The sequence below is a fragment of the Pectobacterium aroidearum genome (genome assembly GCF_041228105.1).
Classification (GTDB): Bacteria; Pseudomonadota; Gammaproteobacteria; order Enterobacterales; family Enterobacteriaceae; genus Pectobacterium; species Pectobacterium aroidearum.
This window is the reverse complement of sequence record NZ_CP166097.1, coordinates 2,978,617-3,003,230: the sequence shown is the minus strand read 5'-3', so window position 1 is coordinate 3,003,230 and position 24,614 is coordinate 2,978,617. Positions and strand designations below refer to the sequence as shown.

17 protein-coding genes are annotated in these 24,614 nt (G+C 51.6%); 11 read left to right on the top strand and 6 right to left on the bottom strand.

Annotated features, from left to right (window positions below; translation table 11 throughout):
* Positions 1-11: 11 nt before the first annotated feature.
* Positions 12-905 carry a YcbJ family phosphotransferase gene (locus tag AB8809_RS13750; RefSeq protein WP_015840023.1) on the top strand — a complete coding sequence of 298 codons (894 nt, stop codon included), beginning with the start codon at positions 12-14 and terminating at the stop codon, positions 903-905.
* Here AB8809_RS13750 and elyC read toward each other — a convergent pair.
* Entirely contained in the window at positions 857-1,705 is an 849-nt protein-coding gene (elyC, locus tag AB8809_RS13745) for an envelope biogenesis factor ElyC (RefSeq protein WP_349856339.1), read from the bottom strand. The two genes, AB8809_RS13750 and elyC, sit on opposite strands and share 49 nt — an antisense overlap.
* Positions 1,706-1,871: 166 nt before the next feature.
* Between elyC and cmoM the strand changes: the two genes are divergently transcribed.
* The 7 genes from cmoM to AB8809_RS13710 all read left to right on the top strand — a co-directional run bounded on the left by cmoM (position 1,872) and on the right by AB8809_RS13710 (position 12,771).
* Positions 1,872-2,657, top strand: coding sequence for a tRNA uridine 5-oxyacetic acid(34) methyltransferase CmoM (gene cmoM, locus AB8809_RS13740; RefSeq protein ID WP_349856338.1), 786 nt, complete (start codon positions 1,872-1,874; stop codon positions 2,655-2,657).
* Positions 2,654-3,979, top strand: a complete 1,326-nt coding sequence (gene mukF / locus AB8809_RS13735; protein WP_015840026.1) for a chromosome partition protein MukF — start codon at positions 2,654-2,656, stop codon at positions 3,977-3,979. The genes cmoM and mukF overlap by 4 nt, the downstream gene beginning before the upstream one ends.
* Positions 3,960-4,682: a chromosome partition protein MukE gene (gene mukE / locus AB8809_RS13730; protein WP_010277044.1), complete on the top strand. Its 723-nt coding sequence runs from the start codon at positions 3,960-3,962 to the stop codon at positions 4,680-4,682. The genes mukF and mukE overlap by 20 nt, the downstream gene beginning before the upstream one ends.
* Positions 4,683-4,733: 51 nt before the next feature.
* The gene (mukB, locus tag AB8809_RS13725) at positions 4,734-9,173 is read left to right on the top strand and encodes a chromosome partition protein MukB (RefSeq protein WP_349856337.1); all 4,440 of its coding nucleotides are present in this window, start codon (positions 4,734-4,736) and stop codon (positions 9,171-9,173) included.
* A gap of 410 nt (positions 9,174-9,583) precedes the next feature.
* Complete coding sequence (ldtD, locus tag AB8809_RS13720) at positions 9,584-11,314, top strand: L,D-transpeptidase (protein ID WP_349856335.1); 1,731 nt, start codon at positions 9,584-9,586, stop codon at positions 11,312-11,314.
* Positions 11,315-11,493: 179 nt separating this feature from the next.
* Positions 11,494-12,042 (top strand): YcbK family protein, encoded by a 549-nt coding sequence (locus AB8809_RS13715; protein WP_015840029.1) that lies wholly within the window; start codon positions 11,494-11,496, stop codon positions 12,040-12,042.
* An 81-nt stretch (positions 12,043-12,123) separates the two neighbouring features.
* Entirely contained in the window at positions 12,124-12,771 is a 648-nt protein-coding gene (locus tag AB8809_RS13710; RefSeq protein WP_349856334.1) for an MBL fold metallo-hydrolase, read from the top strand.
* Positions 12,772-12,850: 79 nt separating this feature from the next.
* Here the strand turns inward: AB8809_RS13710 and AB8809_RS13705 are convergent, their stop codons facing one another.
* The 4 genes from AB8809_RS13705 to pncB form a co-directional block, all read right to left on the bottom strand.
* Complete coding sequence (locus AB8809_RS13705) at positions 12,851-14,041, bottom strand: amino acid aminotransferase (protein WP_349856333.1); 1,191 nt, start codon at positions 14,039-14,041, stop codon at positions 12,851-12,853.
* A 313-nt stretch (positions 14,042-14,354) separates the two neighbouring features.
* Complete coding sequence (locus AB8809_RS13700) at positions 14,355-15,413, bottom strand: porin (RefSeq protein WP_349856331.1); 1,059 nt, start codon at positions 15,411-15,413, stop codon at positions 14,355-14,357.
* Positions 15,414-15,708: 295 nt separating this feature from the next.
* Positions 15,709-17,109: an asparagine--tRNA ligase gene (asnS, locus tag AB8809_RS13695; protein ID WP_015840033.1), complete on the bottom strand. Its 1,401-nt coding sequence runs from the start codon at positions 17,107-17,109 to the stop codon at positions 15,709-15,711.
* 192 nt (positions 17,110-17,301) lie between these two features.
* Complete coding sequence (pncB, locus tag AB8809_RS13690; RefSeq protein WP_349856330.1) at positions 17,302-18,507, bottom strand: nicotinate phosphoribosyltransferase; 1,206 nt, start codon at positions 18,505-18,507, stop codon at positions 17,302-17,304.
* 223 nt (positions 18,508-18,730) lie between these two features.
* Here pncB and pepN point away from each other — a divergent pair, with 223 nt between their 5' ends.
* From pepN to AB8809_RS13675, 3 genes are all read left to right on the top strand, one after another.
* On the top strand, positions 18,731-21,346 hold the full coding sequence (gene pepN / locus AB8809_RS13685; RefSeq protein WP_349856329.1) for an aminopeptidase N: 2,616 nt from the start codon (positions 18,731-18,733) through the stop codon (positions 21,344-21,346).
* A 206-nt stretch (positions 21,347-21,552) separates the two neighbouring features.
* Complete coding sequence (pyrD, locus tag AB8809_RS13680; RefSeq protein WP_349856328.1) at positions 21,553-22,563, top strand: quinone-dependent dihydroorotate dehydrogenase; 1,011 nt, start codon at positions 21,553-21,555, stop codon at positions 22,561-22,563.
* 201 nt (positions 22,564-22,764) lie between these two features.
* The gene (locus tag AB8809_RS13675; protein ID WP_182099620.1) at positions 22,765-23,352 is read left to right on the top strand and encodes a cell division protein ZapC; all 588 of its coding nucleotides are present in this window, start codon (positions 22,765-22,767) and stop codon (positions 23,350-23,352) included.
* Between the two features lie 55 nt (positions 23,353-23,407).
* On the opposite strand, the gene AB8809_RS13670 is transcribed toward AB8809_RS13675, so the two are convergent.
* Positions 23,408-24,511 (bottom strand): YcbX family protein, encoded by a 1,104-nt coding sequence (locus AB8809_RS13670; RefSeq protein WP_225181054.1) that lies wholly within the window; start codon positions 24,509-24,511, stop codon positions 23,408-23,410.
* Between the last annotated feature and the right edge of the window lie 103 nt (positions 24,512-24,614).

Below are 24,614 nucleotides of genomic sequence, written 5' to 3'. Positions count from 1 at the left end.
TATAGCCGTTTATGGAACAGTTGAAATCGGAGCTCAGCACCGTGTTGGGGGAAAGCCTCAGCCGGCTTGAGCGCATAAGCGAACAGCCCTATGCGGATCTGTATGCCTTGTATGATAAAGAAGGCAACGCCATTCCTTTGTTGGCTAAAAGCTATGTTTGCCAGGGCGTCGCACAGCAAGAAGCCTACAAGCTCTCGATGCTGGCGCGTGAGGGCGATGTTCGTTTGCCAACCGTTTATGGGCTGGTATTGACGCAGCAGCAGCCTTATCGTGAGTTGTTACTGATTGAGCGCCTGCGCGGTGTGTCGGTGGAGGCACCACCAAGAAGCGGTCAGCGTTGGACGCTTCTGATGGATCAGATTGTTGAAAGCGTATTAGCCTGGCACCGCATTGATAGTCATGGTTGCGTCGGTTCTGTCGATAGCACGCAGGACAACGACTGGGTCAGTTGGTACCAACAGCGTGTAGAAGTGCTGTGGTCGACGTTACTCAATGTCAGTGCGCCACAGCTGACGCAACAAGATCGAGGCGTACTTTATCGTTCTCGCCAGTGTTTAGCGATGCTATTTGAAGATTTTGAGGATGGCTGTGTACTGGTTCACGGCAATCTTTCGCTGCGCAGCATGTTGAAAGACGCGCGTAGCGATCAACTGTTGGCGATGATTAATCCAGGCATGATGCTGTGGGCACCCAGAGAGTATGAGCTCTTCCGGCTTTGTGAAACCGGGATGCCGGAGCAACTGCTTTATCACTACCTAAAACAGGCACCGGTAGCTGAGTCTTTTGTCTATCGGCGCTGGTTGTATGTTATCTGGGAAGCCGTGGCTCGTTATATCCACACCGGTCAATTAGACCGTCAGCTCTTTGATGTGGCTTCCCGAGAGCTGTCCCCTTGGCTGGAGTGATCCTGTGGTTGTTCGGCGCTGTGTGGTGTTGCCGACGTTCCTTTCAGCGCTTGCCAGAGGCGACCGAGTGTTTCATACCAGGCGCGTTCGCTGTGCGATAAATAGTAAGCGGAAGGAAAGACTTTCTCCCACGGGTTGAGCGCAGACGTGATCGCCATCTGATTCGCCGGAGCCGGAATCGGTGCAAGCCCCTGAGCCTGGAAGAACCGTATGGCGCGAGGCAGGTGGTTTGCCGAGGTCACCAGCAAGAAAGGGCGATCGCCAACAATCTTAGCGGTTGCCGCCGCTTCTTCTTCCGTATCCCTTGGCGTATCCAGAATGACGATATCCTGCTGAGGAATACCCAGACTTTCTGCGACCAGCGCAGCGGTTTTCGCACTGCTAACTGGGTTACCCTGCGCCGCGCCGCCAGTAAAAATTAATTTTGCGCCGGGGTTGGCATGATAAAGGCGAATCCCTTCCGTCACGCGCGGGAGGCTGTTGCTGATCAAATTGGAACTGGGTGCCCATTCCGCGTTATAGGTATACCCCCCGCCCAGCACGACAATATAGTCGGCTTTGCTCGCCTGCAGCGTTTGCCGCCAGGTTGGGTAGTGTGATTCCAGTGGTAACAGCAGCCTATCGGCGACAGGTTGCAGGCTGAGCAGAATCAGCGCCAGCCAACTGGCTAAGATTATCGTTCTTCCCGTGCGCTGCCGTTGGGTAAACCAGAGCAGCAGCAGGCCAACACCCATCAGAAGCAATAGCAATGGCAGAGGCTGCAGAAGGCCACCGACGAACTTTTTGAGTGTGAAAAGCATAAAATTGCATTCCTTTTGAGTGAAAAACCCGCATCCGGGAAGATATCATGCGGTAAGGCCATTTATTCTAAGCCAGCCTGTGCCAAAATGGCAGGCTGGAAAAATCGCATCGCGCAGACATGTGCTGCACGAGCTCCCCCGTTTATATGATGCGGAACAATGACTGATGCAGGATCGCAATTTTAACGATATCGCCGAAAAATTTGCTCAGAATATCTATGGCACAACGAAGGGGAGACTTCGGCTGGCGGTATTGTGGCAGGATCTTAGCGATCTTTTGATCCGACTTCCGGCACGCCCATTGCGCATCCTTGATGCGGGAGGCGGTGAAGGGCAGATGGCGTGTCGTCTGGCGGCTTTAGGACATCAGGTATTGTTGTGCGATGTTTCCGATGAGATGATTCAGCGCGCCAAAAATGCGGCAGAGGCGCAGGGCGTGACCCATAATATGCGTTTTGTGCAGTGTGCCGCACAGGATATCGCGCAATATATGGAAAGCCCCGCCGATCTGATATTGTTCCACGCGGTGCTGGAGTGGGTCGCGCAACCGCAGCAGATGCTGAAAATATTGTATGATTGCCTGTCGCCAGGTGGTGCGCTGTCTTTGATGTTTTATAACCATCACGGACTGTTGATGCGTAACATGGTGCTGGGCAACTTTGATTATGTTCAGGCCGGTATGCCGAAGAACAAAAAGCGCTCGCTATCGCCAGATCATCCGCTGGATCCGCAAGAGGTGTACGGCTGGCTTGATGAAATGGGGCTGACCATTAGCGGGAAAACTGGCGTGCGTGTGTTTCATGACTACCTGCAGAATAAGCAGCAGCAAATTGATAAGTTTGCCGACATTCTGGAGCTCGAACAGCGGTATTGTCGGCAGGAGCCTTTTGTGAGTTTGGGCCGTTATATCCATGTCATGGCGCATAAACCCCATTTAAAGGATGCATTATGAGTGATTTTTCCCAGACTGTACCCGAACTGGTCGCCTGGGCACGAAAAAACGATTTCTCCATTTCCCTCCCTACCGAGCGCCTGGCGTTTTTGATGGCGATCGCCACGCTTAACGGCGAACGCATGGATGGTGAAATGAGTGAAGGTGAGCTGATTGATGCCTTCCGCCATGTGAGTCAGGGATTTGATCAGACGAACGAAACCATTACCGTCCGCGCCAATAACGCGATTAACGATCTGGTGCGCCAGCGGTTGCTTAACCGCTTTACCAGCGAACAGGCGGAAGGCAATGCGATTTATCGTCTGACGCCGCTGGGGATTGGCATTACCGATTATTACATCCGGCAGCGTGAGTTCTCGACGCTGCGACTTTCTATGCAGCTCTCTATCGTGGCACAGGAACTCAGCCGTGCGGCCGATGCAGCAGAAGAAGGCGGCGATGAGTTTCACTGGCATCGCAATGTGTTTGCGCCGCTGAAATATTCCGTTGCTGAAATTTTTGACAGTATCGATCTGTCACAGCGCGTGATGGATGAGCAGCAGCAGGGTGTGAAAGACGATATCGCGGCGCTGTTAAATCAGGATTGGCGGGCAGCGATCAGCAGTTGTGAACAACTGCTGACGGAAACGTCGTCTACACTGCGTGAATTGCAGGATACGCTAGAAGCCGCTGGCGACAAGTTGCAGGCGAGCCTGTTGAGCATTCAGGATGCGATTATGAATAATGCGCATAATCTGGAATTTGTCGACAAACTGGTCTTTGACCTGCAAAACAAACTCGATCGCATTGTGAGCTGGGGACAGCAGACGATAGACCTGTGGATTGGCTACGACCGCCACGTACATAAGTTTATCCGTACTGCGATTGATATGGATAAAAACCGCGTCTTCGCCCAGCGCCTGCGTCAGTCGGTGCAGAGCTATTTCGATAGCCCTTGGGCGTTGACGTTTGCCAACGCCGATCGTTTGCTGGATATGCGTGACGAAGAGCTGACGCTGCGTAGTGAAGAAGTGACCGGTGAATTGCCGCCGGAGCTGGAATACGAAGAGTTTAGTGAAATGCGCGAGCAGTTGATCGCGCTGGTCGAGCAGGCGCTACATAAATATAAAGCGCAACAGATTCCGCTGGATTTGGGGGAAGTTATGCGTGAATACCTCGCGCAGCATCCTCGCTCGCGGCATTTCGATGTTGCCCGAATCGTGGTCGACCAGGCAGTCCGCCTGGGCGTAGCCGAAGCAGATTTCACCGGATTGCCTGCATTGTGGCGGGCAATCAATGATTACGGAGCCAAGGTGCAGGCCCATGTCATCGACAAATATTGAACAATTTATGCCAGTGAAACTGGCAACCGCGCTGTCGAATAACCTCTTTCCTGCGCTGGACAGCCAATTGCGCGCCGGGCGTCATATTGGCATTGAAGAGCTGGAAAACCACGTATTTCTGATGGATTTTCAGGAAGTGCTGGAGGAGTTCTACAGCCGTTACAACGTAGAGTTGATCCGCGCGCCGGAAGGTTTTTTCTATCTGCGTCCGCGCTCCACTACGCTGATCCCCCGTTCTGTGCTGTCTGAGCTGGATATGATGGTAGGGAAAATTCTCTGTTATCTCTATCTGAGTCCGGAGCGCTTGGCGCACGAAGGCATTTTCAGCCAGCAGGAGCTGTATGAAGAGCTACTGAGTCTGGCGGATGAAAGTAAGCTGTTGAAGCTGGTTAACCAGCGTTCTACCGGTTCCGATCTGGATCGCCAGAAGCTGCAGGAAAAAGTCAGAACCTCGCTTAACCGCTTACGTCGGTTAGGCATGATCTACTTTATGGGAAATGACAGCAGCAAATTCAGAATTACCGAATCGGTGTTCCGCTTCGGAGCTGATGTACGCAGCGGCGATGATGCCCGCGAAGCGCAGCTACGCATGATTCGCGATGGTGAAGCGATGCCTGTTGAAGGTAGTTTGTCGCTGAAAGATGACAGCGACGATAACGATCGCACTGATGATACCGCGCCAGAAACGGGCGAGGATGAATAAGAGCGTATCCCATTCCTACTGGGGTAGGCTCTGTGTTGAGGATGAACAGGAATGATTGAACGCGGTAAATTTCGCTCACTAACGCTGGTCAACTGGAACGGCTTTTTCGCCCGCACCTTCGATCTGGATGAACTGGTTACCACGCTATCCGGCGGTAACGGTGCTGGGAAATCCACCACGATGGCCGCCTTTATTACGGCGCTGATCCCTGACCTGACGCTGTTGCACTTCAGAAACACGACCGAAGCCGGTGCTACCAGCGGTTCTCGTGATAAAGGCCTGCACGGTAAATTACGTGCCGGTGTCTGCTACTCCACGCTGGATGTCGTTAACTCGCGCCATCAGCGCGTGCTGGTTGGCGTTCGTCTCCAGCAGGTCGCGGGTCGCGACCGTAAAGTCGATATCAAGCCTTTCACCATTCAGGGATTACCGACAGCTATCCAGCCGACGCAAATTCTGACGCAGGTGGTCGGCGATCGCCAGGCACGGGTGCTCTCGTTGCAGGAGTTGAAAGATCGCGTTGAGGAGATGGAAGGCGTTCAGTTCAAGCAGTTTAACTCCATCACCGACTATCACTCGCTGATGTTTGATTTAGGCGTGGTGCCGCGTCGTCTGCGTTCTGCTTCTGACCGTAGCAAGTTTTATCGCCTGATTGAAGCCTCGTTATACGGTGGTATCTCCAGTGCCATTACTCGCTCGCTGCGTGATTATTTACTGCCGGAAAACAGCGGCGTGCGTAAAGCGTTTCAGGATATGGAAGCGGCGCTGCGTGAAAACCGCATGACGCTGGAAGCGATCCGCGTCACCCAGTCCGATCGCGATCTGTTTAAACACCTGATCTCCGAAGCGACGTCTTATGTTGCCGCTGACTATATGCGTCATGCCAATGAGCGGCGCATCCATCTTGATGGGGCGCTGGAATTGCGCCGCGACCTGTTCTCCAGCCGTAAGCAACTGTCGAGCGAACAGTACCGTCATGTGGAAATGGCGCGAGAACTCGCGGAGCAGAGCGGTGCGGAAGGCGATCTGGAAACGGATTATCAGGCAGCCAGCGACCACCTGAATCTGGTGCAAACCGCGATGCGCCAGCAGGAAAAAATCGAGCGTTATAACGCCGATCTGGAAGAACTAAGCTATCGCCTCGAAGAACAGAACGAGGTGGTAGAAGAAGCGCGTGAGCAGCAGGCGGAAAACGAAGAACGCGCCGATGCTGCTGAGCTGGAAGTGGATGAACTGAAAAGCCAGCTTGCCGATTATCAGCAGGCGCTGGACGTACAGCAAACACGTGCCATTCAGTACCAGCAGGCACAGCAGGCGTTGGAGCGCGCTCGCACATTGTGCCAGTTGCCGGATTTAACGGCAGATAACGCGGACGAGTGGCTGGACAGCTACCAGGCCAAAGAGCAGGAAGCGACAGAAATTCTGCTGATGCTGGAACAGAAGCTGAGCGTGGCTGATGCAGCGCACGGCCAGTTTGAGCAAGCCTATCAGCTGGTGAGCAAGATTGCTGGTGCGGTTAACCGCAACGAAGCCTGGCAGGTCGCACGTGATTTGCTGCGCGACAGCTCTTCGCAACGCTATCAGGCGGAGCGAGTACAGCCGCTACGGATGCGCCTGTCTGAACTGGAACAGCGCCTGCGTGAACAGCAGGATGCCGAGCGACTATTGCAGGATTTCAGCAAGCGCAACGGTCAGGATTATCAGCCGGAAGAACTGGAGTCGCTCCAGCAAGAGCTTGATGCCCGTATCGAAACGCTGTCATCGCTGGTGGCGGAAGCGGGTGAACGCCGCATGGCGCTGCGTCAGGAGCTGGAGCAAATCCAGCAGCGTATTCAGAAGCTGACGACGCGTGCGCCAGTCTGGCTGGCCGCTCAGGAAATGCTGACGCAGTTGAGCGAGCAAAGCGGCGAAACGTTTGAAGATAGCCGTCAGGTGACGGAATTCATGCAGCAGTTACTTGAGCGTGAGCGTGAAACGACCGTTGAGCGTGACGATATCGCTAGCCGCAAGCGACAGATTGAAGCGCAGATTGAGCGACTGAGTCAGCCGGGTGGTTCCGAAGACCCACGCTTAAACGCGTTGGCGGAACGCTTTGGCGGCGTGCTGCTATCTGAAATTTATGATGACGTGACGCTGGATGATGCGCCGTACTTCTCGGCACTTTACGGCCCGTCCCGTCATGCCATCGTGGTCGCCGATCTCTCGCTGGTACGTGAACAGCTTGCTGGTCTGGAAGATTGCCCGGAAGATCTGTATTTGATCGAGGGGGATCCGCAGTCGTTTGATGACAGCGTGTTTGCCGTTGAAGAACTAGAACGTGCCGTCGTCGTCAAAGTCGCGGAGCGCCAGTGGCGTTATTCCCGTTTCCCTGAAGTGCCGCTGTTTGGTCGCGCCGCGCGGGAAATGCGTCTGGAGAGCCTGCGTGATGAGCGCGAAGCGCTAGCCGAACAGTACGCGACGCTGTCGTTTGACGTGCAGAAAACGCAGCGTTTGCACCAGTCCTTCAGCCGGTTCATCGGTACACATCTGGCTGTCGTTTTTGATGAAGATCCCGAAGCGGAAATTCGTACGCTCAGCTCCCGTCGCGGCGAGTTGGATCGTGCGATTGCCAGCTTTGATGGTGAGAACCAGCAGCAACGTCAGCAATATGAACAAGCGAAAGAAGCCAGCGTACAGCTGAATAAACTGATCCCGCGTGTTAGCCTGCTGTGCGACGAGACGTTACAGGATCGCGTGGAGGAGATTCGCGCGGAGCTGGATGAAACCGAAGAGTCTGCCCGTTTCATTCAACAACACGGAGCGACACTGGTTAAGCTGGAACCGCTGGTTTCTGTCTTGCAAAGTGACCCGCAGCAACATGAGCAGTTGCAGGAAGATTATGCTCAGGCACAGAACGCACAGCGGCAGGCGAAACAGCAGGCGTTTGCATTGACCGAGGTTGTGCAGCGTCGCGCACACTTCAGCTATGCCGATTCCGCCGGCATGCTGGGTGAAAACGCCGGCTTGAATGACAAATTGCGTCACCGTTTGGAACTGGCTGAAGCGGAACGGACAAAAGCACGCGAACAGCTTCGCCAGCATCAGGCACAGCTGACACAGTACAGTCAGGTTCAGGCATCGCTGAAAAGCTCTTACGATGCCAAACAGGATATGCTGAAGGAGCTGACGCAAGAGCTTCAGGATATCGGCGTACGTGCGGATGCCGATGCCGAAGAACGTGCCCGTCAGCGTCGTGATGAGCTGCATGCGGCATTAAGCACCAACCGCTCGCGGCGTAATCAGTTGGAAAAACAGATTACGTTCTGTGAAGCCGAAATGGACAGTTTGCAGAAGAAATTGCGCAAGCTGGAGCGTGATTATCACCAGATGCGTGAGCAGGTTGTCACTGCGAAAGCAGGCTGGTGTGCGGTCATGCGTTTGGTGAAAGACAACGGCGTTGAGCGCCGTCTGCACCGCCGTGAGCTGGCGTATATGGAAGGCGATGAACTGCGTTCCATGTCGGATAAGGCGCTGGGGGCGCTGCGTCTGGCGGTGGCGGACAACGAACATCTGCGCGATGTACTGCGGCTTTCGGAAGATCCGAAGCGACCAGAGCGCAAGATCCAGTTCTACATTGCCGTTTACCAGCACCTGCGCGAGCGTATTCGTCAGGATATTATCCGCACTGATGACCCGGTAGAGGCGATTGAGCAGATGGAGATCGAGCTTAACCGTCTGACTGAAGAGCTAACGGCGCGTGAACAGATGTTGGCTATCAGCTCACGCAGCGTGGCAAACATCATTCGTAAAACGATCCAGCGTGAGCAGAACCGTATTCGTATGCTGAACCAGGGGCTGCAAGCGGTAGCGTTTGGTCAGGTGAAGAGTGTTCGTCTCAACGTCAACGTGCGTGAAACGCATACCACGCTGCTCAATGTGTTGTCCGAACAGCAGGAAATGCATCAGGATCTGTTTAACAGCAACCGCCTGACCTTCTCGGAAGCGTTGGCAAAACTGTATCAACGCCTGAATCCTGAAATTGATATGGGACAGCGCACACCGCAAACGATCGGTGAAGAGTTGCTGGACTACCGAAACTACCTTGAAATGGAAGTTGAGGTTAACCGTGGCGCGGATGGCTGGCTGCGAGCGGAAAGTGGAGCGCTGTCTACCGGGGAAGCGATTGGTACCGGGATGTCGATTCTCGTCATGGTGGTACAGAGCTGGGAAGAAGAGTCTAAGCGCCTGCGTGGTAAAGATATTATTCCGTGTCGTCTGCTCTTCCTCGATGAGGCAGCGCGTCTGGATGCCAAATCGATCGCCACGCTATTCGAGCTGTGCGATCGTCTGGAAATGCAGTTGGTCATCGCGGCACCGGAAAATATCAGCCCTGAGAAAGGGACCACCTATAAGCTGGTGCGTAAAGTCTACCAGAACAATGAGCACGTCCATGTGGTCGGGCTGCGTGGTTTTGGAGCAGAAGCCCCTGAGACGCAGGAGCAAGCCTCATAGTGGAGTGATAAAGTGTATCGCAGCAAACCTTACTGCTCTTTTCCTCTATAATGATAAAGCCGCTTTTTTAAGCGGCTTTATTTTTACGTAAAAAGAATGCTGACAGTGAATAAGTTCCTCAAGCTCGAAAGATAATAACCAGAAGAAGAAGCAAAAATATTTTTCTCTTTATATACTGACGGTAAAGCGATGGCAGGCTGCGGAAGGATTTGCGGTTGTATATTGTACAGTGACGACCGTGAATAACGGGCGAGATATAAAAACGATCATATTTCATTCTTTATCGTTTTCTACAATGGAAAACGAAAAAATGAGTTTACGCCAGTGCGAGCGAATCCGGTTTGTTATTTCCATGTTCAACGTGGATTGTCGTAAAAGCATAGTGATTAATAAGTACAGGGGATAAATGGATGTTGTTGTTACATAAACGAAAAATGGTCAGGCTGCTGTTGCGCGTGGGTTGTATTTGGGTCGGAAGCCTGTCTCCTTCGTTTTCGGTGCTGGCAGCATCTCCGACGGTGATATCTGGCTTATCGCAAAGCTCGGGTGCAGTTTCTGTAGAAAAGAGTCGTGCAGGGCTTCTTTCAGCGCTGCCGCACGGCGTGTCGGTACATTATCTCTCTGATTTATCATCGCTTTATGCCCAACATCAGATGCAACCGATGTGGGCGGATAATCGCGCGGTGCAACAGTTTCAACAGCAGCTTGCCGAATTGGCGATAGCGGGCGTACAGCCGCAGTTCACCACGTGGGTGACTTGGCTGACCGATCCGCAATTGACCGGATTTGCGCGCGATGTCGTGCTATCGGATGCAATGCTGGGTTATTTGCAGTTTGTTTCTGGCGTGGAGCGTAACGGCAATGATTGGCTGTACAGCAGCGTACCTTATCGTCTGCAATCGCCTGCGTTGAATATCGTTTCTCAATGGCAACAGGCCGTAAAATCCGGCACCAGCGCGGCCTATGTGGTTTCGCTGGCACCGCAGCATTCACAGTACGCCAAAATGCATGAGGCGCTGAAGACGATGCTGACGGACAATCGCCCGTGGCCGAGTCTGAATTTGACGGAATCTCTGCGTCCGGAACAGCAGAGCCGAGAGCTGGCAGTACTGCGTGAAATTCTGCAGCGTACTGGCATGCTGTCGTCAACGGAGAGCATTACGCTGTTTAACGAAAATACCGCCGCGACGACGATACCGGCAGGCGAGTCTCCGTTGGTCGAGAGTGGGGCTGCGATCTACACGGGTGAACTGGTTGAAGCGGTGAAACGCTTCCAACATTGGCAAGGGCTGGAGGACGACGGCGTTATTGGTAAGCGTACTCGTGATTGGCTCAATGTTTCCCCCCAAATGCGCGCGACGCTGCTGGCGCTGAATATTCAACGCCTGCGCCTGCTGCCGGATAATGTTCACACCGGTATTATGGTGAATATCCCCAATTATTCGCTGATCTATTATCAGGACGGCGCTGAACGCTTATCGTCACGCGTTATTGTTGGACAGCCCAAGCGTAAGACGCCGTTGATGAGTAGTTCGCTGTATAACGTGGTGGTCAATCCACCGTGGAATGTCCCTACTACGCTGATTCGACAGGATATCATTCCTAAAGTAGTACGCGATCCTGGTTATCTACAGCGTCATGGCTATACGGTGTTGTCCGGCTGGAGTCAGGATGCGGAAGTGATTGATCCATCGATGATCGATTGGCAGATTGTGTCACCAGAGCGTTTCCCCTATCGCTTACGTCAGGCTCCTGGCGCGAACAACTCGCTGGGGCGCTATAAATTCAATATGCCAAATTCGGAAGCGATTTATCTGCACGATACGCCCAATCACAACCTGTTCCAGCGTGATATTCGGGCGCTGAGTTCCGGCTGTGTGCGGGTCAATAAGGCATCGGAATTGGCTAGCATGCTATTGCAGGATGCGGGATGGAATAATAGTCGAATTTCTTCCATGCTGGATCAGGGGAACACGACCTTTGTTTCAATGAAGCACCGAATTCCGGTTAATCTCTATTATCTGACAGCGTGGGTAGCGGAAGATGGTAGGCCTCAATTCCGCACAGATATTTACAATTATGATGATACTGCCCGAGCCGGGACGAAAGTCCTCTCCAAAGCAGGGTTATTGCTTCAGTAAGTATTGAAAATACGGGCATTAGTCGTATTGGTATTTTATCGTTTTGCGGGGGATTGATGCGATCTCCCGCAAACCCGTAAGCAAAGCGGGTTGACTCACTTTTCTCTGGCAGTTAAGGTTCAAGGCGGTGCGTTTTTTGCCTCCTTTTATACCGTTATTTTAGCCAGGGTACTCGTTCTATGGATCACATTGACAACCATCGCCGTAAGTGGCTTGCACTGGGTGGTGCCGCGTTTGGTATCGCACTGCTTCCCGGTCAGGCATTTGCAACGTTATCTACGCCCCGACCACGAATTTTAACGCTAGACAATCTGAATACCGGAGAGCGGCTAAAAACGGAATTTTTTGATGGCAAACGGTATAACAAATCAGAACTCTCCCGCCTGAATCACTTTTTCCGCGATTATCGCGCCAATAAAATCAAAACGATTGATCCCCAACTTTTCGATCAGCTCTATCGCTTACAGGTCATGCTGGGCACCAATAAGCCTGTACAGCTGATTTCCGGTTATCGCGCAATTGATACGAATAATGAATTACGTGCGCATAGCAGAGGTGTGGCAAAGCAGAGCTATCACACGAAAGGGCAGGCGATGGATTTTCATATTGAAGGCGTTCAACTGGCCAACATTCGTAAAGCGGCGATGAAGATGCGTGCAGGTGGGGTTGGCTACTATCCGCGCAGTGATTTCGTTCACATCGATACCGGCCCGGTCCGCACCTGGTAAGTCGCTACCGCAGCATGACATTTTTCTGAGACGGTTCGCGAATACATCGCGAGCCGCTCAGTTTATTCAACATGGAGTGATATGAAATATCAAATTGTCCCAGTGACAGCATTTAGCCAGAATTGTACGTTGTTATGGTGTGAAAAAACGAATGAAGCGGCGATTGTCGATCCCGGTGGCGATGCAGAAAAAATCAAACGCGCCGTTGCGGATGCAGGGATTTCGGTTAAGCAGATTCTGTTAACACATGGTCATTTGGATCACGTTGGTGCGGCGGCGGAATTGGCCGAACACTATCAGGTTGCGATTATTGGCCCGCAGATTGAAGATGCATTCTGGCTGGAAGGGCTACCGGCACAGAGCCGGATGTTTGGCCTGGAAGAGTGCGCACCGCTGACACCATCGCGTTGGCTACAGGAAGGTGATGAGGTCAATCTGGGGGAAACCACGCTGGCGGTTTTCCACTGTCCTGGTCATACACCCGGCCATATCGTTTTCTTTGATGCAGAATCGCGCCTGGCACAGGTAGGGGATGTCATTTTCAACGGTGGTGTAGGGCGTACCGATTTTCCACAGGGCGATCATCAGGCGCTGATTGCATCCATCAAGAATAAGCTGCTGCCGCTGGGTGACGATGTGACGTTTATTCCAGGGCACGGCCCGATGTCAACGTTAGGACATGAGCGCAAAACGAACCCTTTCCTGCGTGAAGATGCCGCGATTTGGTAGTGTCCGCTCCCTTTATCAGCAAAAGGGTATAAATGAAAAAGCCGACACACTGTGTCGGCTTTTTTGATCGCTAAACGGATTAGAGCACGGCAACAATCGCTTCGCAGAGCGGAGCCATATTTTCCGGCGTCATTCCCGCAACGTTGATACGGCCAGAGTTCACCGCATAAACGCCGAATTCGTCACGCAGACGCAGAACCTGCTCTTTGGTCAGGCCACTGAATGAGAACATCCCATTCTGGTCGATGATGAAGGAGAAATCCTGCTGTGCGCCTTTTTCCTGCAAGGTATTAACGAACAGCTGACGCATACGCTGAATGCGCTCACGCATCGCCGTTAATTCCTGCACCCAAATGGTTTTCAGCGCGTCGTTGCCCAGAATGGTAGCCACAACGGTCGCACCGTGTGACGGCGGGTTAGAGTAGTTTGCGCGAATAGCAGCTTTCACCTGACTGAATGCTTTATCTGCCGTTGCGGCATCGGCAGCAACCAGCGTGCAGGCACCGACGCGCTCATTGTACAAACCGAAGTTTTTAGAGTACGAGCTGCATACGATCAGTTCATCGTGCTTCGCGGCGAAAATGCGCAGACCTTCTGCATCTTCTTCGAGGCCGCGGGCAAAGCCCTGATAGGCGAAGTCAAACAGCGGCAGCCAGCCTTTCGCTATCGACAGCTCAGCCAACGTAGCCCACTGCTCAGCTGTAGGATCGATACCGGTTGGGTTATGGCAGCAGCCGTGGAACAGTACCACGTCGCCCGCTTTGGCGGCATTCAGGCTGTTCAGCAAGCCATCAAAATCCAGCGCATGGTTCGCTGCATCGTAGTAGTCGTACTGGCACACTTCCAAACCGACGGCAGAGAAGACGTTATTGTGATTTGGCCAGGTTGGGTTGCTGATCCAAATGCGCTTTGCAGATGTCTGATTGGCAATGAAATCCGCCGCTACGCGCAATGCACCCGTTCCGCCTGGGGTTTGCGCCGTACGGGCACGTTTGTCGGCAATGATGGCATTCTGCTTGCCAAACAATAGCTCCTGTGTGCACTGACCGAATGCTGGCAGACCGTCAATGCCCAGATAGTTTTTGGTGGTTTCATTTTCCAGCAGATACTGTTCTGCTTTTTTTACGCTGGTCAGAACCGGAGTTTTACCGGTTTCATCTTTATAGACACCAATACCCAGATTGATTTTATTCACGCGGTCATCGGCGCGGAAAAGATCGGTCAGCCCGAGAATAGGATCGGCCGGTGCGGCAGAGATATTTTCAAACATTGCCAGAATGTTCCATAACTGAGATGAAATAAGAATTCTCAGAGTACCGTCAGTAAAAGGCTTTGCCAACCGTTGATGTCAAAAAGAAAGGGAAATAACAGGGAGGAGGAGAGAGACGAAATAAAAGACTGGCTAGACGAGAATAATTGGCGCAGCGTGGCGTAAAGCTGAAGCAAAAAATGTGAGGCGTGTTTTCACCATCGCTGACGGCGGCTCGTAAGGTGCTGTTGAGTACGCAATAAAAAAGACAGAGCCGAGGCTCTGTCTTTCATGCAATACGAACGATTAACTCGTTACGTTATGCTGCGACAACTTAGAACTGGTAAACAACACCAACGTCTACACGGTCGTTGTTTTCGAGACCGTATGCGTTGTTTTTATCAAGCAGACTGATGTCATATTCAACATAGGTAGAGAAGTTTTTGTTGAATGCATAGGTTGCGCCAACGCTTGCATATTTAACGCCGTAGTCGTTTGCGTTCACATTAGTATTGATTTTGTCTTTACGAGAAACGTAAGCCAGAGTTGGAGTTAAACCAAAATCAAAGTTGTACTGTGCAACTACTTCAAAAACTTTACTTTCGTCAGCTAAAACAGAACCAGTAGTTCTGAAGAAGTTACGGCCTTCACCGTAAGTTGCTGCAACATAGACATTGTTCGCGTCATATTTCAGACCAGTAGCCCATACGTCTGCGCGCTCACCGCCAGCTGTTGAAGTGCGCTGAGCAGCGGTACGCTCTTGAGAGCCATAAGAAGCAACAACACCTACACCAAAATCAGTGTCATAGGACAGGGAGGTTGCCCATGCATCACCGTGGCTGCGATCGATACGAGTACCGCTTTCATTTTTGGCAACGTATTGCAGACCGAAACCTAAATTGTCAACCAGACCAAAGAAGTTAGAGGTGTTATAGGTTGCTGCGCTGCTGACACGACCAGTCAGGGTATCGGTAACGCTGCTGTCGCCGCCGTTTTCTGGCAGTACGTCGGTATAAGCCAGACCGTTGTAAGCTACGCCAGTGTTACGACCGTAGTCGAAAGAACCGAAATCACCAAATTTCAGACCAGCAAATGCTTTACGGGTTTTGCCTTCACCTGCATTATTTTCTTCAGCATTGTTACCATCGAATTGGTATTCGAAAGTACCGTAACCAGTCAGGTCGCTAGTGATCTGAGTCTGGCCTTTAAAACCCAGACGAGCATAGGTGTTGTCTTCGTTTTCTGCACTTTGGTTCTTGAATGCATAACCCGCGTGTACACGACCAGTCAGATCCAGCTTGTTAGCGTCTTTATTATAGATTTCTGCTGCGTTGGCTGCGCCCGCGACTAACAGAGCTGGGATTACTACTGCAAGAATGTTGCGTTTCATCATTATTACCCTCATTGGTGTTATTTAGACACCTGCCACTGCCATAAATAATTCTTTACGGAACTATTCCTGAAAGTTTGGTGTCTTCCTGTGTCTGAACGCAGTTTTCCATTCACTCGCTAGTTAATCCACCCTAAAGATGCTACAAACTTCGTAATCGAGTAACAAATGGAAATAATATGTGTCTAAATGTAAATTTCAGGGAACTTTGTGAGACATAACAAAAATTAAAAAAAAAGAGCCGGGAAACCCGACTCTTCTTTTCTACATATTTGTTTTACTTATATTAAATTTTTATTTAGAAACTGGCGTTTCTCGGTGTGCGTGGGAAAGGAATCACATCGCGCACATTTTGTACACCGGTAACATAGGCAATCAGGCGCTCAAAACCTAAACCGAAACCGGAATGAGGAATGGTGCCGTAACGACGTAAATCACGATACCACCAGTAGTCTTCTTTATTCAGTCCCATCTCTTCCAGACGGCTATCCAACTCTGCCAGACGCTCTTCACGCTGAGAGCCACCGATGATTTCACCGATTCCCGGCGCCAGAACATCCATCGCGGCAACAGTCTTACCGTCGTCATTCATACGCATGTAGAAGGCTTTGATGTCTTTCGGGTAGTTTTTAACGACAACCGGTGCTTTGAAGTGTTGTTCCGCCAGATAACGTTCATGTTCGGAGGAGAGGTCAACGCCCCAATAAACCGGGTTCTCGAATTGCTTCCCACAGTTAAGCAGGATCTCGACGGCATCGGTGTAATCCACCTGGGCGAAATCGGAGCTGACGAATTTTTCCAGTCGCGTGATGGCTTCTTTATCTACGCGCTCGGCAAAAAACGCCATATCATCGGCACGCTCGTTCAGTACGGCCTGGAAAACATATTTCAGCAGGTTCTCAGCCAGACCCGCGACGTCATCCAATGTGGCAAACGCGACTTCCGGTTCGATCATCCAAAACTCAGCCAGATGGCGGCTGGTGTTAGAGTTTTCCGCACGGAACGTAGGGCCAAAGGTATACACGTTGGACAGTGCACAGGCGTAGGTTTCGCCATTCAACTGACCAGATACGGTCAGGAACGCTTCTTTACCGAAGAAGTCTTCGCTGAAATCCACTTTACCTTGTTCAGTACGCGGCAGGTTTTCCAGATCGAGAGTAGATACGCGGAACATTTCACCCGCGCCTTCGGTATCGGATGCGGTAATCAGCGGGGTAGATACCCAGAAGTAGCCGTTCTCGTGGAAGAAACGGTGAATGGCCTGCGCCAGCGTATGACGAACGCGCGCAACGGCGCCGATCAGGTTGGTGCGCGGACGCAGGTGGGCGACTTCACGCAGGTATTCGATGCTGTGACGCTTTGCCGCCATCGGATAAGTATCGGGATCGTCAACCCAGCCGACGACGTTGACGTTGGTTGCTTGCAGCTCGAAGCTCTGGCCTTCACCCGGAGAAGCGACGACGTTACCGGTGATTTCTACGGAGCAACCAGTGGTCAGACGCAGCACGTCATCCTGATAATTGGAGAGATTATTATTAACGACAGCCTGTAATGGATTAAAGCAGGAGCCGTCATAAACGGCGATAAAGGAGATACCGGCTTTAGAATCTCTCCGGGTACGTACCCAGCCGCGCACGGTGACTTCGCTGTCAACGGCGACACGGCCTTGCAGTACATCGACTACAGGCACTACGCTCATAAAATTCTCTCTTTAATTAATCGTGTTTAAGAAATATATCGTGTTTGAAACGCCAAATGGCCCAATCCGAGCCATTTGCTATGTTACTTGCGATGCAACAGGACACAAGCAGAAATCACCGGAATGGCGCGAAGTTTTCGCGTATTACAGTGAATCTGCTGCAAAGTTGGTCAACCGCTATAGAGGAAAGCCTCAACTGGCCTTTTTCACGCGGGGTAAGTCAAACGCTTTGCGTAACTCACACACAAAGTTCTGATCCTGACAGATGGTTTTTCCTGGACTATCGGAGAGCTTTGCCACCGGCTTGCCGTTGCATTCCACCAGTTTGATGACGATATTCAGCGGTTTCACGCCGGGGATATCACACGTCAGTCGCGTGCCGATGCCAAACACCAGATTCACGCGCTGCCCAAAGTGACGGTACAGCGCTAGCGCTTTATCCAGATTCAGATTGTCGGAGAAGACCAGCGTTTTACTCATCGGATCGATATTCAGGCGCTGATAGTGCGCAATGGCTTTCTCTCCCCAATCGACCGGGTCGCCGGAATCGTGGCGCAGCCCCTGATAGGCTTCCGCGAACGGTAAATCGAAATCGCGCAGGAAGGCATCCATGGTGATGCAGTCGGTCAATGCGATACCTAAATGCGAGGGATATTCACGCAGCCACATTTGCAGTGCGGCACGTTGGCTGTTGGCCAACGTTGGACTGATTTGCTGGTGAGCCTGAAACCACTCGTGCGCCTGTGTGCCGACTGGCGTGATATCCAAACGGCGCGCCAGATCGTAATTGCTGGTGCCGATAAGGTAAGGGAAGTCAGTTTGCAGCGCTGTCACAATCGTCTGCTGGACATCACGAGAGAAACGGCGGCGTGTGCCGAAGTCCATTAGCTTGAACTGGCTAAGATCCACATCTGCGCTGTACTGGCGGAAGCTTTCCAGTGAGACTGACAATTGAACGAGCGCTTGTTCAGCCGTAACGTTGGGCGAACGATGCCGATGCACGACTTCACTGATCACTGCCAACAGAGGGACTTCCCACAAAATCACTTCACGCCACGGTCCGGTGATACGGATATCCAGCTTGCCCGCATTATTCTTGATCGAAACCTGCTGGGGATTGAAACGAAAGCCCCGCAGCCAGTGTAGATAATCCGGCTTGAAGAATGGCAGAGAAGAAAGATAGGTGAACTCATCGTCATTGAGTGACAAGAAACGCATCAGATCGACCTGATGGGCTATTTCGTCGGCGTAAACGCCTAATAACTCATCACCGCGACAGCGAAATTCAGCCGCAACGTCAACATCATAATAGTGATGATACACCGCCTGTTGCATGTGCAGCTTGTAGGCATCGGTATCCAGCAATGAGTGTAGAATCGGGGAAGTGTGCAAAGTCATAATGCGTTACAGCATCCTCGTAAGATGCATATCCACCATCGGGACAATCAGCAATGTCCGGTCAGTATACCTTGATTATTTGCTTATTACATTACGACAACATAGCGAGACGTGCGGGAGCGAACCACGGTGCGATGATTATCCTCATTATTTTGTCGTGGTAACATTAAGATAACAGGCTTAGACTTGATCTTTGATGCTTATGACGAGGTGGAAACTTTATATGAATCAACAGCCGCAAATAAAATATCGCCATGACTACCGTGCACCGGATTACACCATTACCGACATTGCACTGGATTTCGATCTCCATGCCGAGAAAACTCGGGTAAAAGCCGTTAGTCAGGTGGTGTTGCAGGGGGACGCTGGCGCGCCGTTGAAGCTGGATGGTGAAGGGTTAACGCTGATTAGCCTGAACGTTGATGGACAGCCGTGGACACATTATCAGCAGCAGGACGATGGCCTGATTCTGACGCAATTGCCCGCGCGTTTTACGCTCAGCATCGAAACGGACATCAATCCTGCCGCTAATAGCGCGCTGGAAGGGTTATACCTCTCTGGCGAAGCACTCTGTACACAGTGTGAGGCCGAAGGTTTCCGCCACATTACCTACTATCTTGACCGACCGGATGTGCTGGCAAAATTCACCACGCGCATTACGGCCGATAAAGCACGCTATCCTTATTTACTCTCTAACGGCAACCGTATCGCGCAAGGCGAGCTGGAAGGCGGTCGCCATTGGATTGAATGGCAGGATCCGTTCCCGAAACCGGCTTATCTGTTCGCGCTGGTTGCCGGCGATTTTGATGTCCTTCAGGATCGCTTCACGACACGTTCTGGCCGTGATGTTGCGCTGGAGTTGTATGTTGACCGTGGCAACCTCGATCGCGCTGGCTGGGCGATGACCTCGCTGCAAAATGCGATGAAGTGGGACGAAGAACGTTTCGGTCTGGAATACGATCTCGACATTTATATGATCGTCGCCGTTGATTTCTTCAATATGGGGGCGATGGAGAATAAAGGGCTGAACGTATTCAACTCTAAATACGTGCTGGCCAAAGCTGAAACCGCGACGGATAAAGATTATCTGAACATTGAAGCGGTGATCGGCCATGAATATTTCCATAACTGGACGGGTAACCGCGTGACTTGCCGCGACTGGTTCCAGCTTAGCTTGAAAGAAGGGCTGACGGTGTTCCGCGATCAGGAGTTCAGCTCCGATCTGGGGTCGCGCCCGGTGAACCGTATCGATAACGTACGTGTGATGCGCGGTGCGCAGTTTGCCGAAGATGCCAGCCCGATGTCCCATCCGATTCGTCCCGATCAGGTGATCGAGATGAATAACTTCTATACGCTGACGGTCTATGAAAAGGGATCGGAAGTGATCCGCATGATGCACACCTTATTAGGTGAAGAGGGATTCCAGGCCGGCATTCGTCTGTATTTTGAACGTCACGATGGCAGCGCGGCGACCTGTGATGATTTCGTGCAGGCGATGGAGGACGCTTCCGGTGTCGATCTTACCCAGTTCCGTCGTTGGTATAGCCAGTCTGGCACGCCAGTGCTGACCGTGCGTGATGATTACGATCCGCAGACACAACAATATCTGCTGAGCGTGAGCCAGACGACGCCAGTCGGTGCCGACAAACAACCCAAATTGCCACTGCACATTCCGCTGGATATCGAACTGTACGATCCGCAAGGGCAGGTGATTCCGTTACAGAAAGACGGCCAACTACTGGCGTCGGTACTCAATGTGACCGAATCCGAACAGACGTTCATTTTCGATCAGGTACCTTGCCGCCCGATTCCTTCTTTATTACGTGAGTTTTCTGCGCCAGTAAAACTGAACTATGCCTGGAGCGATGAACAACTGACGTTCCTGATGCGTCATGCGAGCAATGCGTTCTCTCGTTGGGATGCGGCACAGAGCCTATTGGCCAACTATATCCGTCTGAACGTTTCACGTTATCAGCAGAAGCAGCCGCTTTCCGTGCCGATGCATGTTGTCGATGCTTTCCGTGGCGTGTTGCTGGATGACAAACTGGATCCGATGCTGGCTTCTCAGATTCTGACATTGCCGAGCGAAAACGAGATTGCTGAGCTGTTTGATATCATCGATCCGACGGCGATCGCTGCCGTACGCGATAGCATGACGCATACGATGGCGAAAGAGATGGCGGATGAGTGGCTGGCGGTATACCACGCGAATCAGGCGCCACAGTATCGCATCGAACATGCGGATATGGGTAAACGCGCGCTGCGCAACGTCTGCCTGCATTATCTGGCATTCAGCGATGAAGCGCAGGCGGATAAACTGGTGCAGGCGCAGTTCCGTCAGGCGGATAACATGACGGATTCGCTGGCGGCGCTGTCGGCGGCAGTTGAAGCGCAGTTGCCAGTGCGTGATGAGCTGCTGACGCAGTTTGATAACCGCTGGCATCAGGATGGTTTGGTCATGGATAAATGGTTTGTGCTGCAAGCCACCAGCCCGGCAGCCGATGTACTGACCCGCGTGCGTGAACTGCTGCAACACCGTTCATTCAGTCTGAACAACCCTAACCGCCTGCGTTCGCTGGTGGGGGCGTTTGCGGCCGCTAATCCATCGGCTTTCCATGCCGAAGACGGTAGCGGCTATCGTTTCCTGACGGAAATTCTGAGCGATCTGAACACTCGCAATCCGCAGGTCGCGGCACGGATGATCGAACCGTTGATCCGCCTGAAACGCTATGATGCTAAACGCCAGGCGCAAATGCGTCAGGCGTTGGAGCAACTGAAGACGTTGGAAAATCTGTCTGGCGATCTGTTCGAGAAGATCAGCAAGGCACTGCAAGACTAATCCTGTCACGCCGATTAGCACAGCCACACGCGGTATCCTGCCGCGTGTGGCGATTATTTCCACATCACGATTTCCACGTCCCGCAAACGTTTTACTTTCCGCAAAGATGGAATTACCATCACCGCCCGTGAGTTAAACCGTAATCCACGATTGCTTACTTTCAGCGTAGGCAAGATACCTTTGCGATAGGGATCTCAGGAGACAATATGTTCTATCCCGTTATCAAAAAAGCCCTGTTTCAGCTCGATCCAGAGCGTGCGCATGAGCTGACCTTCCAACAATTACGTCGTATTACCAACACGCCTTTTGAATTTTTCGTCCGTCAATCTGTTCCAACTAAACCAGTTACCTGCATGGGGTTATCTTTTAAAAACCCACTCGGTCTGGCGGCGGGATTAGATAAAGACGGCGAATGTATTGATGCATTAGGCGCAATGGGATTTGGTTTTATTGAAGTGGGGACGGTCACGCCGCGCCCACAATCCGGTAATGATAAACCGAGATTATTCCGCGTAGTGGAAGCGGAAGGATTGATCAACCGGATGGGATTCAATAATAAGGGCGTAGATTATCTGGTCGAGAATGTAAAGAAAACACGCTTTGGCGGTGTATTAGGGATCAACATCGGCAAGAATAAAGATACGCCGGTTGAGCAAGGTAAAGACGATTATTTGATCTGTATGGATAAGGTTTATGCTCACGCTGGCTATATCGCGATCAATATTTCGTCCCCCAATACGCCGGGATTACGCAGCCTGCAATATGGTGAAGCGCTAGACGATCTTTTGCTGGCGATAAAGAACAAGCAGGCGGAATTAAAAGAGAGACATCAAAAATATGTCCCTGTGGCGGTAAAGATCGCGCCGGATCTTTCGGAAGAAGAATTGATCCAAATTGCCGATAGTTTGGTGCGTCATAACATCGACGGTGTGATTGCCACGAATACCACGCTCGACAGAAAACTGATTCAGGGATTAAACCACTGCGGGCAGACGGGAGGATTAAGTGGACGTCCGTTGCAGACAAGCAGCACGGAGATTATCCGCCGTTTGTCACAGGAATTAGCAGGGCGTTTACCGATTATTGGCGTCGGTGGAATTGATTCTTTGGTCGCCGCACGCGAAAAAATGGCGGCTGGCGCATCGCTGGTGCAGATATATTCGGGCTTTATTTTCCATGGTCCTCGTCTGATTAAAGATATCGTTACACATATTTAATCCGAAATTCCTTTCATTTTTAGCTGGGGGTTTATTTATCCCCCCAGCTAGTCTATATTTTATCCGTTTGCGTAAATAATCTATCAACTGATGTCTGACCTTCTTACCGCAGCGTTTATGACGATGACCGATTATTGCGATGTAAGAAAAAACAATCAGCCATTTCTGATATTTCTACTGTGAAGACGAAGGGTAAATAATATGAAGTTAAAACCTGACGATAACTGGCGCTGGTATTTTGATACCGAACACGACCGCCTGATGTTGGATTTGGCTAATGGCATGTTATTCCGTTCTCGTTTTCCCTCTAAAATGTTAACGCCGGATGCTTTCAATGAATGTGCCTTTTGCGTTGACGACGCCGCGTTATTTTTTACTTATAACGACAAATGTCAGAAAGCAGCGCTGCATCGCGATCTTCAAGGCGAATTAGTTTTAAACGCGCTGGTGGCCACTCGATTCCTCAAGCCATTAATGCCGAAAAGCTGGCATTTCATCCAACAGCCGGATGCCGTGACCCATTTGCCGCAGGCGGGGGATATTGTGCAGGTGCAACTCACTGAGACCCATGAAACGGCTTGTTTTCTGGTGGCGGAAGCGGGGGATAAAGCCTGCCTCTGCTTGCTGGCGCAAGAACAGCTGTCATTAAATGGGAAGACGATGGTGCTGGGTGATGCCATAAAAATCATGCATGACAGGTTAATGCCTGCCGCTATTCAAAATAGCACTGAGTGGGAAACCGGATTAGGCGAAGGCACATCGGCATTTGAGTATGCCAAGGTCGTCTAGGTCCTCGGCTATACCCGTCGTACTTCAAGCTGCATATCCGCTGGATTTTCTTTGGCTATTGCAAATGAAGGTCACTCTGTGGAATACAGCTACAGCTAAGAATCTCGCCGTTTCCTCTGATAGCGCTTTGCTTCAGAGCAGAAACTTCCCCGCTGACTAACGTCAATTTACAGCAACCGCACAGTCCTGCCCGACAAGAGTAGGGGACTCGAATGCCCTGTTGCTCCAACTGTTCCAGTAAAATCTGCTGATTGTTCCCTTGTAACGCTTTTCCCTGATAGTGGATGGTGACGGCCTGTTCGCTTTTTTCGGGAACAGCAAGGCTTTCGACCACCTGACCGGAACCGTAAGGACGCGGCGGCTTGGTCGCTAAAACTTCCAGCGTATCGCCTACGCGAATGATACCCGTATTTCTGGCGACCAGATTTTGCCCAAAATCAACGTCGCCGTTTTCGGCCGTGCGGAACGATTGCAGCGTTGCCAGCGGTTCTCCTGATGGGTGCTTACGACCGCGTTCAATGCTGACTGTGGTGAAAATGCAGCGGCTACAAGGTTTGACGACGTCAAAAATAATCTCGCCAATACGGATGGTTTTCCAACTATCTTCGGCAAAAGCGTCTGCACCCGTCACCACCAGATTGGGGCGAAACTGTTCGATCTTAATGCCGGCGGAACAGCGCTGACGCAGTGCCTGAAATGACGCGTCATTGATTAACAAAAACGGATAGCCGTCAGCAAATGACAGGGGAACGTCTGGATAATGCTTAACCCGCCGCGACGGTTCATTGCCCACCCAGCGAAGTTGGACGGCGCGCTGAAAATAGTGGCTTAGCCATGTGTTGATGGCATCGGGGGCGACGAGCGCCGTAAAGTGCGTGCCCCAGACTTCCGTCGGCTGAGGTGCTGCGGTGAAATCGGCAAAGCGTATCGTGGCAGTTTGACCATCAGGTGCAGCAATAAACAGCCCGTCCGGCAGCAACGCCGGTGTAAACAGCACCATTTGTGGATACTGGCGAGCGGTAATAAATGTTCCATCAAGTTCGGTAATCATGAAGGCACGATCGTTCGCCAAACCGCTGACAGACGCCATCGCGTGGGACAGCTGTAGCCCCCGCATCGATTTTACCGGATGAATATAAAGCCGCGTTACGCCAATCACTAACCTGTTCCTTGCCAAAGTAAAACGGCAACTTTATGACAAGCGTCTGGGATTAGCTATAATGCGCCTCAATTTCTTTTTTTTACATATTTTGGTGATAGTG